The sequence below is a fragment of the Streptococcus sp. DTU_2020_1001019_1_SI_AUS_MUR_006 genome (assembly GCF_032340315.1).
Classification (GTDB): domain Bacteria; phylum Bacillota; class Bacilli; order Lactobacillales; family Streptococcaceae; genus Streptococcus.
In genome coordinates this window covers 1,016,013-1,032,945 of record NZ_CP135436.1, presented here as the reverse complement: position 1 = coordinate 1,032,945, position 16,933 = coordinate 1,016,013, and the positions used below count along the sequence as shown (strand labels likewise).

12 protein-coding genes are annotated in these 16,933 nt (G+C 39.2%); 4 read left to right on the top strand and 8 right to left on the bottom strand.

Annotated features, from left to right (window positions below; genetic code table 11):
- Complete coding sequence (locus RRU92_RS05110; RefSeq protein WP_315640862.1) at nt 1-2,103, bottom strand: ATP-dependent Clp protease ATP-binding subunit; 2,103 nt, start codon at nt 2,101-2,103, stop codon at nt 1-3.
- A gap of 485 nt (nt 2,104-2,588) precedes the next feature.
- Between RRU92_RS05110 and RRU92_RS05105 the strand changes: the two genes are divergently transcribed.
- A complete protein-coding gene (locus tag RRU92_RS05105; RefSeq protein WP_315640861.1) occupies nt 2,589-3,845 on the top strand; it encodes an ISL3 family transposase in 1,257 nt (418 codons plus the stop codon).
- 81 nt (nt 3,846-3,926) lie between these two features.
- Here RRU92_RS05105 and pflB read toward each other — a convergent pair whose 3' ends face one another.
- The gene (pflB, locus tag RRU92_RS05100) at nt 3,927-6,242 is read right to left on the bottom strand and encodes a formate C-acetyltransferase (protein WP_315640860.1); all 2,316 of its coding nucleotides are present in this window, start codon (nt 6,240-6,242) and stop codon (nt 3,927-3,929) included.
- A 236-nt stretch (nt 6,243-6,478) separates the two neighbouring features.
- On the opposite strand from pflB, the gene dinB reads away from it, so the two are divergent.
- Nucleotides 6,479-7,540, top strand: coding sequence for a DNA polymerase IV (gene dinB / locus RRU92_RS05095; protein WP_315640858.1), 1,062 nt, complete (start codon nt 6,479-6,481; stop codon nt 7,538-7,540).
- A gap of 34 nt (nt 7,541-7,574) precedes the next feature.
- Here the strand turns inward: dinB and RRU92_RS05090 are convergent, their stop codons facing one another.
- Both RRU92_RS05090 and RRU92_RS05085 read right to left on the bottom strand, forming a co-directional pair.
- Entirely contained in the window at nt 7,575-8,420 is an 846-nt protein-coding gene (locus RRU92_RS05090; protein WP_315640857.1) for an undecaprenyl-diphosphate phosphatase, read from the bottom strand.
- A 61-nt stretch (nt 8,421-8,481) separates the two neighbouring features.
- Nucleotides 8,482-10,374 carry a DUF2207 domain-containing protein gene (locus RRU92_RS05085; RefSeq protein WP_315640856.1) on the bottom strand — a complete coding sequence of 631 codons (1,893 nt, stop codon included), beginning with the start codon at nt 10,372-10,374 and terminating at the stop codon, nt 8,482-8,484.
- Between the two features lie 130 nt (nt 10,375-10,504).
- On the opposite strand from RRU92_RS05085, the gene RRU92_RS05080 reads away from it, so the two are divergent.
- Nucleotides 10,505-12,070, top strand: coding sequence for an ABC transporter substrate-binding protein/permease (locus RRU92_RS05080; protein ID WP_315640855.1), 1,566 nt, complete (start codon nt 10,505-10,507; stop codon nt 12,068-12,070).
- A complete protein-coding gene (locus RRU92_RS05075) occupies nt 12,070-12,810 on the top strand; it encodes an amino acid ABC transporter ATP-binding protein (protein ID WP_000081949.1) in 741 nt (246 codons plus the stop codon). Before RRU92_RS05080 ends, RRU92_RS05075 begins: the two co-directional genes overlap by 1 nt.
- A 458-nt stretch (nt 12,811-13,268) precedes the next feature.
- Here RRU92_RS05075 and RRU92_RS05070 read toward each other — a convergent pair whose 3' ends face one another.
- The 4 genes from RRU92_RS05070 to ilvC form a co-directional block, all read right to left on the bottom strand.
- Entirely contained in the window at nt 13,269-13,484 is a 216-nt protein-coding gene (locus tag RRU92_RS05070; protein ID WP_001140700.1) for a hypothetical protein, read from the bottom strand.
- A 105-nt stretch (nt 13,485-13,589) separates the two neighbouring features.
- The gene (locus RRU92_RS05065; protein ID WP_000243418.1) at nt 13,590-14,486 is read right to left on the bottom strand and encodes an SPFH domain-containing protein; all 897 of its coding nucleotides are present in this window, start codon (nt 14,484-14,486) and stop codon (nt 13,590-13,592) included.
- An 82-nt stretch (nt 14,487-14,568) separates the two neighbouring features.
- The gene (gene ilvA / locus RRU92_RS05060; RefSeq protein WP_315640854.1) at nt 14,569-15,819 is read right to left on the bottom strand and encodes a threonine ammonia-lyase IlvA; all 1,251 of its coding nucleotides are present in this window, start codon (nt 15,817-15,819) and stop codon (nt 14,569-14,571) included.
- Nucleotides 15,820-15,899: 80 nt separating this feature from the next.
- A complete protein-coding gene (gene ilvC / locus RRU92_RS05055) occupies nt 15,900-16,922 on the bottom strand; it encodes a ketol-acid reductoisomerase (protein ID WP_045763621.1) in 1,023 nt (340 codons plus the stop codon).
- Nucleotides 16,923-16,933: the final 11 nt, after the last annotated feature.

Genomic DNA, 16,933 nt, shown 5'->3' with positions numbered 1-16,933 from the left:
TTAGGCTTTTTCACGAATGACCAAAACACCATCTTCCATGTCAGCTTCTAGGTGTTTAGCATCAAGGTTATCCAAGTGGAAGTCTGTGACTTTGTCACGGATTTGTTGTTCAATCACACGACGGAGTGGACGAACACCCATGACTTCATCGTAACCTTCTTCAGTCATGTATTCTTTAGCAGCTTCGCTCACTACCAAGTCAATGTCTTTCTTAGAAAGCGTCTTGTTAACTTCAACCAACATAAGGTCTACAATCTTAGAAAGATCTTCTTTGCTCAAGTGTGAGAATTCGATGACAGCATTGAAACGGTTAAGGAATTCTGGACGGAAGTAAGGTTTCAAACGATCCATAAGTTCTGGTTTATCAGCATCTTCTGTCAAGTTAGCTTCGTAACCAAAGCCTGCGTTTGAAGTTGCGATAATCACCGTATTCTTGAAGTTGACAGTGTTACCTTGACCATCTGTCAAACGACCATCGTCCAAAACTTGGAGGAGAAGGGTGATGACTTGAGGGTCAGCCTTTTCAATCTCATCCAAAAGTACGATTGAGTATGGATTGCGACGGACGCGTTCTGTCAAGGTATTGTTGTTGTCATCGTAACCAACATAACCTGCAGTTGTACCAATCAATTTAGAAACGGCTGTGCGGTCGCTGTATTCTGACATGTCCAAACGGATAATGGCATCTTTAGTACCGAACATATCAAGAGCCAATTGTTTAGCCAACTCAGTTTTACCAACACCAGTAGGTCCTACAAAGAGGAAGCTACCGATTGGACGGTTACCTTCATCAAAACCAGCACGGTTACGACGGATAGCTTTTGCTACTGCTTCAACAGCCTTGTCTTGGCCAATAACTTTCGTTTGCAAACGGTGACCCATATCTTTCAATCGTTCAATATCGGTTGCACCCATTTGTGATACTGGGATTCCAGTCATCCGTTCGACAGACTCAGCTACATCATTTACAGTGGCTGTAACCTTGTGATCTTCTGTATGATTAGCAATTTGCTTTTCAAGCTCTTCGATACGGACTTTTGCATTTAGAGCTGCTTCGTAATCTTCTTTAGCCGCAGCTTCTTCTTGTTTAGTTTTTTCCGCTTGAATTTCGTGCTCAACTGCATGTACATCTGTAACTGGGTGTTGTGCTGCCAAGTGAGCAGCTGTCACATCCACAAGGTCAATAGCCTTATCCGGCAAGCTACGTTGTGGAATATATTGAACAGAGTAATCAACGGCAGCTTTCAAGACTTCATCTGGCAAAATAACATTGTGGTGTTGTTGATAAAGATCTCGAATACCTTGAAGAATCTTGAAGGTATCTTCAGCAGATGGAGCATTAACTTTTACTTCATTAAAACGACGAGCAAGGGCTGCGTTTTTCAAGATAGTATTACGATATTCATCTTGAGTTGTTGCCCCAATCACAGTCAATTCACCACGTGAAAGAGCTGGTTTCAAGATATCAGCAAGACCTTTAGACCCTTGACCATCACCTGTGCTACCAGCACCAAGGATTTGGTGAATTTCGTCGAAGAAAAGGATAATATTTCCAGCTTCTTTGACTTCGTTTACCAAGTTTTGAATGTTTTCTTCAAAGCTACCACGGTATTGAGTACCAGCTTCAAGTCCAGAAATATCAATCGAGATGATCTCTTTATTCTTGATAGCTGCAGGAACGTCACCGTTCACGATAGCTTGGGCCAATCCTTCTACTACTGCAGTTTTACCAACACCAGCATCTCCGACGAGAACTGGATTATTCTTTGTGCGACGAGAAAGAATTTCAGAAGTTTCTTGGATTTCTTTGTTACGTCCAATCACTGGGTCCAATTTCCCTTCACGAGCTTCTGCTGTTAAGTTACGTCCAAGTTTTGCAAGAATCCCATCTTGTTTCATACCTTTACCTTGAACGTACTGAGCTTGTTCACTTTCTTCGCTTGGAAGTTGACCAGTTTGACGGTAAATAGCGAATTCTTCAGGCGTTACTTCACGGCCGTTAATCAAGTAACGACGGTTTTCTGAACTGTATCCACGCATACCACCCATCAATTGGTTAAATAAATCATCCATGTTGTTAAAGTTATTAAAGTTGTTATTCATATTTCATACCTCGTTTGTTTTCAAATTTACTTAGTCAAAATAATTTGACTTTCTCTGACCTTTGTTTTAAAAAATTTAGACTAGCTATTTGCTACTCTACGTATAATTTCAGGTTTTTCTTTATCCAATTCAGGTTTTTCGATTGGACTTCTAAAAATACTAATGTTAACCATAGGTTGTACCTCTTTTCTAGGTTTTACCCATACTTTGAACTTAAGATAGTATATACAATCATCTTAAAATCAAGGTTTTCTAAGGACTTTCCTTATCCTTATGTTCTTAGTATATCACTTTGGTCAGTTTTAGTCAAGAAGTTTGACCAAGTTTGACTATTTTTTAATATTTTTTTTTACAAAAAAACGGCTCTATAATATTTGTAGTGGGTAAATCCCCTATGGATATTATGGAGCCTATTTTTGTGTAGAAAAAAAGTCCCATATGACCTATAATGAAAAGCGACTAAACAACTCATTAGAAAGATTCATATGGAACAATTACATTTTATCACAAAACTGCTTGATATCAAAGACACAAATATCAAGATTCTAGATATCATCAATAGGGATACACACCAGGAAATTGTCGCTAAACTGGACTATGACGCCCCGTCTTGCCCTGAGTGCGGATGTCAAATGAAGAAATATGATTTTCAAAAACCGTCGAAAATTCCTTACCTCGAAACGACTGGTATGCCTACCAGAATTCTTCTTAAAAAGCGTCGTTTTAAGTGCTATCATTGCTCTAAATTGATGGTCGCTGAGACTTCTATCGTCAAAAAGAATCATCAAATTCCTCGCATCATCAATCAAAAGATTGCTCAAAAGTTGATTGAAAAGACTTCTATGACTGATATTGCACATCAGCTATCCATTTCAACTTCAACTGTCATTCGTAAGCTCAATGACTTTCACTTTAAGCATGATTTTTCTCGTCTTCCAGAGATTATGTCTTGGGACGAGTATGCCTTTACCAAGGGAAAGATGAGTTTTATCGCACAAGATTTTGATCAGCTCAATATCATTACTGTTCTTGAGGGAAGAACACAAGCTATCATCCGCAATCACTTTCTTCGCTACGATAGAGCAGTCCGATGTCGAGTGAAAATCATTACTATGGATATGTTTAGCCCTTACTATGACTTAGCTAGACAACTTTTTCCGTGTGCTAAAATCGTTTTGGATCGTTTTCACATTGTTCAACATCTTAGCCGAGCTATGAGTCGGGTTCGTGTCCAAATTATGAACCAATTCGATAGAAAATCTCATGAATACAAGGCCATCAAACGTTACTGGAAGCTCATTCAACAGGATAGTCGTAAACTCAGCGATAAACGATTTTATCGTCCTACTTTTCGTATGCACTTAACGAATAAAGAGATTCTAGACAAGCTTTTGAGCTATTCAGAAGACTTGAAACACCACTACAATGTCTATCAGCTCTTGCTTTTTCACTTTCAGAATAAGGAGTCAGACAAATTTTTTGGACTTATTGAGGACAATCTAAAAAAGGTTTATCCTCTTTTTCAGACTGTCTTTAAGACATTTCTCAAGGACAAAGAGAAAATTGTCAACGCCCTTCAATTACCCTATTCCAACGGTAAGTTGGAAGCGACTAATAATCTCATTAAACTCATCAAACGAAATGCCTTTGGATTTCGGAACTTTGATAACTTTAAGAAACGAATTTTCATCGCTCTGAATATAAAAATGGAGAGGACAACGATTGTCCTCTCCAGATGTTAGCTTTTATTCAACCCACTACAGTTGACAGAGAGCCAAAAAAACCAGTCAAAATGACTGGTTTTTATTTACTATTTATGAATCTTAGCTCAATGCGTCATCCATTGAAAGAACTTCGTGGAAGACACGTTGTGTCAATTCAGTTTTTTGTTCTGGAGTGAGGTACTTAGTATTTACACAGTATCCTGAGATACGTACGATTACGTCTTCACCTGACATGATCTTTTCGTAAACATCGTTCAAGTCCATAACGTTCAAGTTAACGTGTTGTCCACCGTTTTCGAAGTAACCATCAAGGATTGTTACCAAGTTATCAACTTGTTCGTCACGAGTTTTACCAAGAGCACGTGGTGATACTTGAGTTGTCAATGAGATACCATCAGCTGCGTAACCAAAGTCAAGGCTAGCAAGTGAGTTCAAGTTTTGCAACCATCCACCTTTAGCTTTGTTAGATGGGTTAGCACCTGGTGAGAAGAATTCCAATTTAGACAAGTTCACTGAACCATCTTCGTTGAGGTATACACCTTTGTGAACTGGTGAGTTACCAGTTTGTTTAGAGTAAGCAACGTTAGATGTGATTGTCAATAGTGATACTGTAGCTTCTGCGTCTTTGTAAAGTTTGTGGCTACGTAGACGAGTTGTGTAAGCTTCAATCAACCATTCCGCCAATTCGTTTGAACGTGGGTCATCTTCACCCCAACGTGGGTATTCACCGATTGTTTCGTAATCGTAGATGTAGCCATTTTCATCACGGATTGGTTTAACTGTAGCGTATTTGATAGCTGACAATGTATCAACAGTGTTAGCGAATCCACAGATACCGAATCCCATGTTTGCACGTTGTTTAGTTGGCAAGAAGGCCATTTGAACAGCTTCGTAGTTGTACTTGTCAGTCATGTAGTGGATGATGTTCAAAGCATCTACGTAAGTGTCAGTCAACCAGTCAAGAGATTTTTCAAAGTTAGCTTTAACTGATTCGAATTCAAGAACTTCATCACGGATTGGTTCAATGTCAAATACTTTGTAGTCTTTGTGAACATCGTCGTAACCACCGTTCAAACCAGTAAGAAGAGCTTTAAGAACGTTAACGCGAGCACCGAAGTACTGGATGTTGTGACGTTGTTCTTCGTTTTCTGGGTCAAGTGGAGATACACAACATGAGATACAGCTCATTTCACCGTATCCGTCTTTAGCCATAGTTGTAACGCCTTCGTATTGGATAGAAGAGTGTTTGTGGCTCATGTGCATACAGTAGCGACGGAAGTTGTATGGCAATTTGTCAGTCCAAAGAACTGTCAAGTTTGGTTCTGGTGAGTTACCAATGTTGTCAAGAGTGTTCAAGAAACGGTAGTCCATCTTAGTAACACGGTGACGACCGTCGTTACCCATACCAGCCATTGAAGTTGTGATGAAGGTTGGGTCACCTGAGTACAATTGGTCGTAAGCTTTTGTACGAGCAAATTTAACTGTACGAAGTTTCATAACGAAATCATCAACAAATTCTTGGATTTCTGATTCAGTAAATGTACCACGAGCAAGGTCACGTTCTGCAAAGATATCCAATACGATTGGCACACGTCCAAGAGATGTAGCCGCACCGTTGATAACACGGCAGACAGCCATGAAGGCAATGTTTACCCATTGGATAGCTTCTTTAACGTTCATCGCTGGTTTACGAACATCAACTCCGTAAAGATCACCCAAGCGTACAACTTGTTGCAATGCTTGATATTGAAGGTTGATTTCTTCACGAAGACGGATTGTTTCTTCATCGATTTCTTCGATTGCGTTCCAGTCGTTTACTTTTTCTTGCATCAAGTAGTCTGCACCGTAAAGAGCAAGACGTGCATAAACACCGATGATACGTCCACGTGAGTACGCATCTGGAAGACCAGTTACAGTGTGAGCGTGACGAGCACGACGAATGTTTGAAGTGTAAGCACGGAAGATACCATCGTTAACAGTTGTTACGTATTTAGTGAAAATTTCGTGAACAGCTGGATCTGGTTCGTATCCATTTTCCTTCAAAGTAGTTTCAGCCATACGGATACCACCTTTTGGCATGAAGTTCAATTTGAAGAGTTCATCGTTTTGGATACCATAAATCAATTCGTTTTCTTTGTCGATAAATCCAGCAGGAATATCAGCAATAGATGTTGGACGAGTGTCCATTGGGAAACGAGTTTCTTCGTAGTGTGCTTTAGTTTCTTCTACGATTTTTTTGATGTGAAGTGAACGCTCTGTTGGTCCTGCAAGGAAGCTTTCATCTCCATCATAAGGTGTGTAGTTAGCTTGTACAAAGCGTGATACACTTGCTTTTTCTTTCCAGTCAACACCTTTAAAGCCTTCCCAGGCTTTGTCAAAAATGTCCTGTGCTTCAACAACTGTCTTAACAACCATGTTAATTCCTCTTTTTTCTTTCTAGTAACAGTCATCTGTTACATTCATGTATTCAGTATAACACACAGTAAACGATTTCAACAACTAAAAACTCACTTTTTAAACACTTTCTTTTCTAATACAGTTCGAAATATACCACAAACTGTATTATATTTTTGAAAGAAATTATTTGATTTTCATTTTTTCAGAAAAAGAGTATAATAAAAATAAACAAACTAGCACTGAGAGGTTTCTCCATGTTGATTTTTCCACTAATGAATGATTTATCTCGTAAAATCATCCATATTGACATGGATGCCTTTTTTGCTGCTGTTGAAATTCGAGACAATCCCAAACTTAAAGGGAAGCCAGTTGTGATTGGTAGTGACCCTAGAAAAACTGGTGGTCGCGGAGTTGTTTCTACCTGTAGCTATGAAGCACGAGCATTTGGCATCCACTCAGCCATGAGTTCTAAAGAAGCCTATGAACGTTGCCCCCAAGCAGTTTTCATATCTGGAAACTACGAAAAATATATAGTTGTTGGTCAACAGATTCGAGCTATTTTCAAACGTTATACGGATAATATCGAGCCTATGAGTATCGATGAAGCTTATCTAGACGTGACTGAAAACAAACTCGGCATCAAGTCCGCTGTTAAAATTGCTCGACTAATTCAACAAGATATTTGGCAAGAACTTCATCTGACTGCTTCTGCTGGTGTGTCTTATAATAAATTCTTAGCTAAAATCGCTAGCGATTACCAAAAACCTCGAGGCCTGACAGTTATTCTTCCTGATGAAGCTGAAGATTTTCTCAAACAAATGGATATCGCTAAATTCCACGGCGTAGGTAAGAAAACAGTTGAAAAATTGCATCAAATGGGCGTATTCACAGGAGCTGATCTTTTAAAAATTTCTGAAATTAGTCTCATTGACCGTTTTGGTAGACTCGGTTTTGACCTGTATCGCAAGGCTCGTGGCATTGATAATTCTCCCGTCAAATCCAATCGCATTCGTAAGTCTATCGGAAAAGAAAAAACTTATAGTAAGATTCTCAATCTAGAAGAGGATATCAAAAAAGAGCTAACCCTCCTTTCGGAAAGAGTTGCCCTAAGTCTTCAAAAACATGAAAAATCTGGAAAGATTGTTATTTTAAAAATCCGCTATGCTGACTTTTCTACAATAACTAAGCGGAAAAGCTTATCTCAAAAGATCCAAGATGCTGAAACTATTTCACAAATGGCTATCCAACTTTACGAATCTCTGACGGATAAAGATAAAGACGTTCGCTTATTGGGTGTCACTGTGACTGGATTTTAAAACCTTGAAGGAATCTTCCCTCAAGGTTTTTTTCTTATACAAATAATCGTACAAAGCTATAAAGTAGCAAGACACTACCAAGGACAATACGGTATTTACCGAAGACTGTAAAGTCGTGTTTTTTAACATAGCTGGTCAAGAAACGAATGGCAACCATGCTGACTGCAAAAGCGACTACCATAGCAACTAGAAGTAAGAAAAATTGACCAAAGCTCAATACTTCTCCTGCTTTAATAAATTTAAAAATCTTCAAAGCACTGGCTCCAAACATAACTGGAATTCCTAGGTAGAAGGTAAACTCAGTTACTACTGAACGACTAGTTCCATTTAACAAACCACCAACGATAGTCGCACCTGAACGGCTAGTCCCAGGTAAAAGAGCCAAGACTTGGAAAAGACCGATATAGAGGGCTGTTTTATAAGGCAACTTATCTAGCTCAGTTACTGTTGGCTCAATTGCTTGTGCCTTATTGCGTTTTTCAAGATAAATAAAGGCAACCCCATAAACAATCAACATAATGGCTACTGAAACCATATTATGGAAGTGAGTATCAAACCAATCATCAAACTTAAAGACTAAAAGAAGAGGAAGAGTCGCTACAAAAACTTTGGACCATAACTGCCAAGTTCTACGGATTTCCACTTTATCCTTGCCTGGTTTGAAGGGATTAAGCTTGTTAAAGTAGATAACCATAACCGCTAAAATAGCTCCCAGTTGAATGACTACGTTAAACATAGACATGAAGGCTTCACTCTGGTCTTTATACTGGATAAATTCTTCTGCCAAAATCAAGTGACCAGTACTTGAAATTGGCAACCATTCCGTAATTCCTTCAACAATACCAAAAAAGATAGATTTTAAAATTTCAATAAGATACATAGATAACTCCTTTTTCTATCCTCCATTATATCATACTTTTATAAGCTGTGTTGACTTTTCTTTAAAAGGCACCGATGCTGCCGCCGCCACCGCCTCCAGAGAATCCACCACCAGAACTTCCACTACTAGAAGATACTGAGTAAGTACTTGCCGTATTTGCGACACTGGCATAATGGCTCATTTGCGCTGTTGAATGATAAAACATGTTATGCCAGCCATAAGCTACATAGAGATTGATATCTGGATTTTCAACTTGGATCTGGTGAACCTTCATCAAATGGCTCACCTTGTCAGCACAGCCAAACAAGGTTGCATACACCAGTAGGCGATTCCAGACTACAATACTTTCCAATTCAGCCTGATCCAATCGTGCAATCTCCCGCAACATATTTTCAAAACTCGTCCAAAGATAATAGACCTCTGCTCCTGCTTCATTTAGGACACCATCACGATTATCTAGTCGAAGCTTCCAATAATAGAAAACAGCCAACATTAAACCCAATGAGCCAAGTATTGGCAAGGGGAGGTAAAGATAGCCATGAACGTCCAAACTGTACAAGAACAAACCAAATCCGATGATTAGTGGGAAAATAGTAGAAACACCCATACTCACTTGCAAGACCTTTTCCCCGCTAGTCAAGGGACGATAATAAGCTGGTAGCCCCAAGAAAGAGACTCGGTCCTTCACCCCTTCTTGCATCTCTTTCAATGCTCTTTCAAAAGAATATTTGAGCTTACGGCCTTTTGTTTGAATCCGTTTTTCATCAGTAGCTTTCGCTCCACGGTAAAGGCTCTCAGAGACCCTATAATCTGCAAACAAATCGGAAACAGCAACGTCTTTTTTACCTGAAAAGACCAGATTTAGACAGGTCCTCTCAAAGCTTGCCAAGCCATCTTCTTTTACCAACCTTAAAGTAACTGCATCTCCTTCTAAAATAATAGAGACATTACCACGGTCGATTACATCTAGTAAGGTAGCCTGAATAAGCTGGTTGAAGGTGAATTTGCCTGCTCCTTTGATTAGAGGGCTTACTTCCTCCAAGGAGGTCGAGTAAACAGCTTCAGATAAAACCATAGGCTCTAATTCCATCGGCGGTTCATAGAGACGATGATTTTTGGCATATTTGACTGAAGGAGTGGTTTTTCTTCTATAGATAAAATAGAAGCAAGTACTCAATAACAAGGAGATGGAAAGTATTGAAGGAAACACCCAAGTAACGAGTTGTTTACTCTGCTCTTTTTCTCTAACAATCGAGTCTTCTATCTTATTAAACTCTTCTAAACGATTCCCTTTTAAGCCCTGATCCATAGCGCTAGCAAAATCAGTTCGAGGCCAGTAGGCATGCAACTCAACTCCGCGCTTAGACGGAAGATTGTCTAAGCGAATCGTATAGTCAGGACCACTCTGTTCAATCCTTCCCTCTCTAAAGAGTTGCCCTGTGTGGAAAAAGAGTTTTTCAGTCCCCTTATCTCCCCTTACATGAAACTCAAACTTTTCAATAGATTCTGAACTATCTGTTAAGGGTTGCCAATTTAATTCAGCGATATCATTATACAAGAAAAGAAGGTTTTTCAAATGCCAGGTAAGTTCCACTTCAACCCTATCCCCTTCCTGACCTGGATTATAAACTTTAACAGTATAACCATTCGTTTCTTCTGTCACTTCGCTAGTAAGATTTTCGATTTTATGACCATTTTTAAAGGCCTCAACCTTTGGATGAGGATCAATTTCAAATCCGCTAGGCATCTTGCCTGCACGACCAAGACCCACGATTTGGCCATTAAAATCATCCTCAAACTGGTAAACTATCTTCTGCCTAAATTCCGCTGTATTGTCTGCATGAATATACAGTTCTCCTTTATAGGATGGAATGCTGAAATCCACGGCAAAAACCAATTTTGGAACAATTATCAGACAAGTAAACATAAGTACTATTAACCATCTTTTTTTCATAATATAGCCTCTTTTGACCTTTTTCTCATTATATCATTTTTTTCCAAGTAAGGGTTTACTAGGATTGAAAAACTTGCTAATTTTCGATACAATAGAGAGAAGCAATTTTAGACTAGAAATAGGAGAAAACATGAAAAAATTATGCTTAACTATCCTTGCTAGCCTGGCCCTTACTTTAGGACTAGTTAGCCAGGTCCAAGCCGATGAATATTTACGCATCGGTATGGAGGCAGCCTACGCACCCTTTAACTGGACTCAAGATGACGACAGTAACGGCGCTGTCAAAATCGATGGAACCAACCAATATGCTAATGGTTACGACGTCCAAATAGCTAAAAAGATTGCTAAGGACCTAGGCAAAGAGCCTTTGGTTGTTAAAACCAAGTGGGAAGGACTTGTTCCAGCCCTTACTTCTGGTAAGATTGATATGATCATTGCAGGTATGAGCCCAACTGCTGAACGCAAACAAGAAATTGCATTTTCAAGCAGCTACTATACTAGCGAACCAGTACTTTTGGTCAAAAAGGATTCTGCCTATGCTAACGCCAAATCATTAGATGACTTTAGCGGAGCAAAAATCACTTCTCAACAAGGTGTTTACCTTTATGATTTGATTTCACAAATCTCAGGCGCTCAGAAGGAAACTGCCATGGGAGATTTCGCCCAAATGCGTCAAGCTCTTGAAGCTGGTGTCATTGATGCCTACGTTTCTGAACGTCCTGAAGCCCTAACTGCCGAATCAGCAAACGCTAAGTTCAAAATGATTCAGCCTGAACCTGGTTTTAAAACTGGTGAAGAAGATACATCTATCGCTATTGGACTTCGTAAAAATGATGACCGTATTAGCCAAATCAACGCCAGTATTGAAACCATTTCTAAAGATGAACAAGTTGCGCTCATGGATCGTATGATCAAAGAACAACCAGCAGAATCAACAACGACAGAAGAAAGCAACAGTAATTTCTTTGGCCAAGTCGCTAAAATTCTGACTGAAAACTGGCAACAACTCTTGCGTGGTGCTGGTATTACCCTTCTCATTTCAATTATCGGTACCATAGTTGGTCTCGCTATCGGTCTTGCTATCGGTGTCTTCCGTACAGCACCTCTATCTGAAAACCAATTTATCTTTAGTATTCAAAAACTATTCGGTTGGATTCTCAATATCTACATCGAAATTTTCCGTGGAACACCTATGATTGTACAATCTATGGTTATCTATTATGGAACTGCTCAAGCTTTCGGGATCAATCTAGACCGTACGCTAGCTGCTATCTTTATCGTTTCGATCAACACTGGTGCCTACATGACAGAAATCGTCCGTGGTGGTATCCTAGCTGTTGATAAGGGACAATTTGAAGCAGCAACTGCACTTGGTATGACTCATAACCAGACCATGCGTAAGATTGTTTTGCCTCAAGTTGTTCGAAATATTCTACCAGCGACTGGTAATGAGTTCGTCATCAACATCAAGGATACTTCTGTATTGAACGTTATCTCTGTTGTAGAACTTTACTTCTCAGGAAACACGGTGGCAACACAAACCTACCAGTACTTCCAAACCTTTACCATCATCGCAGTTATCTACTTTATCCTCACCTTCACAGTAACGCGTATCCTACGCTTCATCGAAAAACGTATGGATATGGATACCTACACGACAGGTGCTAACCAAATGCAAACGGAGGATTTGAAATAATGAGTCAACCAATCCTTGAAATCAAACACCTCAAAAAATCCTACGGGCAAAACGAGGTCCTAAAAGACATCTCTCTCACTATTCATAAAGGAGAAGTGATTTCTATCATCGGTAGTTCCGGTAGTGGTAAATCAACCTTCCTACGTTCTATCAACCTTCTCGAAACACCAACTGAAGGTGAAATCCTTTATCACGGTGAAAACGTACTTGAAAAAGGGTATAACCTCACTCACTATCGTGAAAAACTAGGCATGGTTTTCCAATCCTTTAACCTCTTTGAAAATCTCAACGTTCTTGAAAATACAATTGTTGCACAGACAACCGTTCTCAAACGTGAACGATCAGAAGCAGAGAAAATTGCTAAAGAAAACCTTGAAAAAGTTGGAATGGGAGAGCGCTACTGGCAAGCTAAACCAAAACAACTTTCTGGTGGTCAAAAGCAACGTGTAGCCATTGCTCGCGCGCTTTCTATGAATCCTGATGCCATTCTCTTTGACGAGCCTACTTCAGCCCTTGACCCTGAAATGGTCGGTGAAGTTCTAAAAATCATGCAAGAACTAGCTCAAGAAGGCTTGACAATGATCGTTGTAACCCACGAAATGGAATTTGCTCGTGACGTATCACACCGTGTCATCTTTATGGACAAAGGTGTTATTGCAGAAGAAGGCAAACCTGAAGATTTATTTACAAATCCTAAAGAGGAACGTACAAGAGAATTTTTACAACGCTATTTGGGATAAGACAAAAGCGGTTGGAAAAACCTCTTAAACCAAGAGTTATATTCCTTTTCAATCCCCAATCAACATTGAGTCAAAGGCTCATAAACATAAAAATCAAGGTCGGAGTTTTTTATCCCGACCTCTTTTTATATACTTTAAAAATCAGCTTTATCCCTTCTTCTGTTTCCTGAGCAAGTATTGCTTATAGCTATATTCCTAATCTTTTATTTGATTTTCATGAGTGATACTCAATGAAAATCAAAGAGCAAACTAGGAAGCGAGCCGCAGGCTGTACTTGAGTACGGCAAGGCGAAGCTGACGTGGTTTGAATTTGATTTTCGAAGAGTATGAGATCACTCAGCTCCCTGTCAACCTAGCTCATCCTAACAAATAGATTTGTTGAGCAGGTCATAGCATAACTATTTCGCCGTTCCATAAATAAAAGCAGACCCTAATTAGAGTCTGCTTGTATCCAAAGATTAATCTTCAAATTTTTCATGATTTTTTTCATAGAAATCAATTAATCCAAGGGCTGTTTCAAAGGAAATATTTTTAACTTTTGCACGTCCTTGAGCTAGAGCAATGATAGACATTTCACGTGCATTCGTTTCTTTAGAAATACGATAACCAGTGATCTTCTTATCACGAACCCAGCTAACAACTGATTCTACTTTTTCAAAGTTAGTCTTAGCCATGTTTTTCTCCTATTTTATTCTTTACGATATTTAATTGTATACGTTTTTATGGCATTTGTCAATAAAAAAACATATATCCAATCAAATAAGACGTTAAGATTTAGTTTACTTGGCTTTTAAAGCCGATAATATATGGGTTCGTATATCTTCAACTCCGTTAGGATTTGCTGGTAAGAAAATTGTATTATTACCTTGTTTTTCTGCAAAATTATTCAATGTATCTAAATACTGGTTAGTTAACAAGATTGACATGATTTGCTCTTCAGTTAATTCAACATTGGCTCCTTTTAACTCTTTAATAGAATCAGCAAGTCCATCAACAATTGCTTTTCGTTGCTCTGCGATCCCCACACCATGTAGGCGATCCTTTTCTGCCTCTGCTTCGGCCGCTGTTACGATCTTAATTTTATCTGCTTCGGCCAATTCTTGTGCTGCTACTCTCTTACGTTGAGCAGCATTGATTTCATTCATTGATTGCTTGACTTCCGCATCCGGCTCTACTTTGGTAATGAGCGTTTTGACGATAATGTACCCATACGTTGACATTTCTTCCGCTACTTGTTTTTGAACTTCTAATGCAATTTCATCCTTTTTCTCAAACAATTCATCCAAAGTTAACTTAGGAACTGATGAGCGCAATGCGTCTTCAATATAAGATTTGATTTGAGCCTCAGGTCTCATTAGTTTATAGTAAGCATCTGTAACATTTTGTTCATTTACTCGGTACTGTGTCGCAACATTCATCGTCACAAATACGTTATCTTGAGTCTTGGTTTCCACAACGATCTCACTTTGCAAGAGACGCAGTTGTACACGAGCTGCAATTTTATCAATCCCAAATGGTGCTCTTAGGTGAATACCACTATTGCTCAATTTTTGATACTTACCAAATCGTTCAATGATAGCTACTGATTGTTGGCGAACAACATAGATTGAGCTCATTAATATAGCTCCTACAATAAGCATTAGAATAATTAGAACAAGTATAACTTTTAAAACCATGGGAATCTCCCCCTTTCTTCACTTACATTATAGCACTCGTAAATAGGTTAGGCAAATAATATGATAAAAATTTCATAGCATATTAAACAAGCATATTATATAGGGTCTCATTCCCATTCAAGTTAATATAAGACGGGTCAAATTTTTCCATTCGATGAATCAATCCCGCATAATCATGTTTATCAGCAAGTGCAATCCCTATTAGTACTGGACCAGTTCCCTTGCTAGCTCGTTTGATATATTCAAAACGAGTAATATCATCATGAGGTCCTAAGATATCATTTACAAACTCTCGAAGTGCTCCCGGACGTTGTGGGAAATTCACTACAAAGTAATGCTTGATACCATCATAAATCAAGGCACGTTCTTCCATCTCTGGCATACGGTTAATGTCATTATTCCCTCCAGAAATGATACAACAAATAGTCTTGCCTTTAATATAATCGGATAATACTTCTAGAGCTGCAACACTAGCAGCACCCGCAGGTTCTGCTACGATACCTTGTTTAGAATAAAGATCAATTAAGGTCTCAGAAATCAAGCCTTCATCTACACCGATAAGAGTTTCTACATGTTTGCGTGTTGCTTCATAGGTCAACTGTCCTACCTTTTGCACAGCAATTCCATCCGCAAACTTATCAATTTCTTTAAGTTTAACCGGTCCTCCAGCTTCAAAGGCAGCCTTCATAGAACGAGCACCTTCTGCCTCTACTCCAATGACCTCAATCTGAGGATTTGTTTCTTTAATATAAGTAGAAACACCTGAAATGAGACCTCCGCCTCCAACAGGTACCAAGACAGTATCAAATTCAATAGATTCTTTACGAGCTTCTTCTAAAATTTCATAGGCTACCGTACCCTGACCAGCTTGAACATAGGGATCATCAAAGGGATCAATAAAAGTACGATTTTCAGCTACGGTAAAGTCTTGAGCAGCCTTGGCTGAAGCATCAAAAGTATCCCCTACTAATTTGATCGTAACAAAATCTCCTCCAAAGAAACGAACCTGACCAATTTTCTGTTGAGGTGTCGTAATTGGCATAAAGATTGTTGCAGGAATCTTCATCTCATTACATGTGTAGGCAACTCCTTGAGCGTGATTGCCCGCTGAAGCACACACTACACCACGTTCACGCTCCTCTTTTGTCAATTGGGAAATTGCGTAATAAGCCCCACGAATTTTAAAAGAACGGACACGTTGAGCATTTTCCTTTTTAAGATAAATTTTCGCTCCGTATTTTTCGGATAAATAATGATCGTAGTCAAGTGGCGTATTGGCTACTACACCACTCAAAATCTTGTGGGCTTTCACCACATCTTTTGCACTTAGCATAATCTCCTCCTAGATGAGTTTTCAAGATAAAAAACGAGTTAGGTTCCCCCCAACTCGCCTTCTGTTTATATTCTTAAAAATTAGTTGTAGATCTTGAATGCATCATCGTCGTTTTTACCGACAAATGGCATTGCTTTACGCAATTCTGCACCAACTTTTTCAATTTCAAGGTTAGCTGCTTGTTCACGGTAGGCAGTCAATTTTGGACGTCCAGCTTTGTAGTCGTTTACAAAGTCGTTGGCGAATTTACCATTTTGGATGTCCGCAAGAACTGCTTTCATATTTTCTTTGACTTGTTCAGTGATTACACGTGGACCTGAAACATAGTCACCATATTCAGCAGTGTTTGAAATTGATTGACGCATTTTCTTGAATCCACCTTCGTAGATCAAGTCAACGATCAATTTCATTTCGTGAAGAACTTCAAAGTAAGCCAATTCTGGAGCATAACCAGCTTCTGTCAAGACTTCAAAACCAGCTTCAATAAGGGCAGTCAAACCACCACAAAGTACTGCTTGTTCACCAAACAAATCTTCTTCAGTTTCTTCTTTGTAAGTTGTTTCAAGAAGACCTACACGAGCTGCACCAACACCTTTACACCAGTCCATAGCGATGTCTTTAGCATTTCCTGTAGCATCTTGGTAGACAGCGTAAAGCGCTGGAACACCAAATCCTTCTTCGTAAGTACGACGTACCAAGTGTCCTGGTCCTTTAGGAGCACACATGAAGACATCAACATCTGCAGGAACTTTGATGAATTCGAAGTGGATGTTGAAACCATGTGCAAAACCAACTGCATTTCCAGCTTCCAAGTTTGGTGCAATTTCTGCTTCGTACAATTCTTGTTGGATTTCGTCTGGAGCCAAGATCATGATAACATCAGCCAACTTAGTTGCTTCTGCTACTGTATATGTATCAAAACCATCTTCTTTTGCTTTGTCAAAAGATTTACCTGGGCGTACACCGATGATCACATCACGACCTGAATCACGCAAGTTTTGAGCGTGAGCATGACCTTGTGAACCATAACCGATAACGGCGATTTTTTTACCGTCAAGTGCTGCTACTTTTACATCTTTTTCGTATTCCATTTGAACTGCCATAGTTTTTTCTC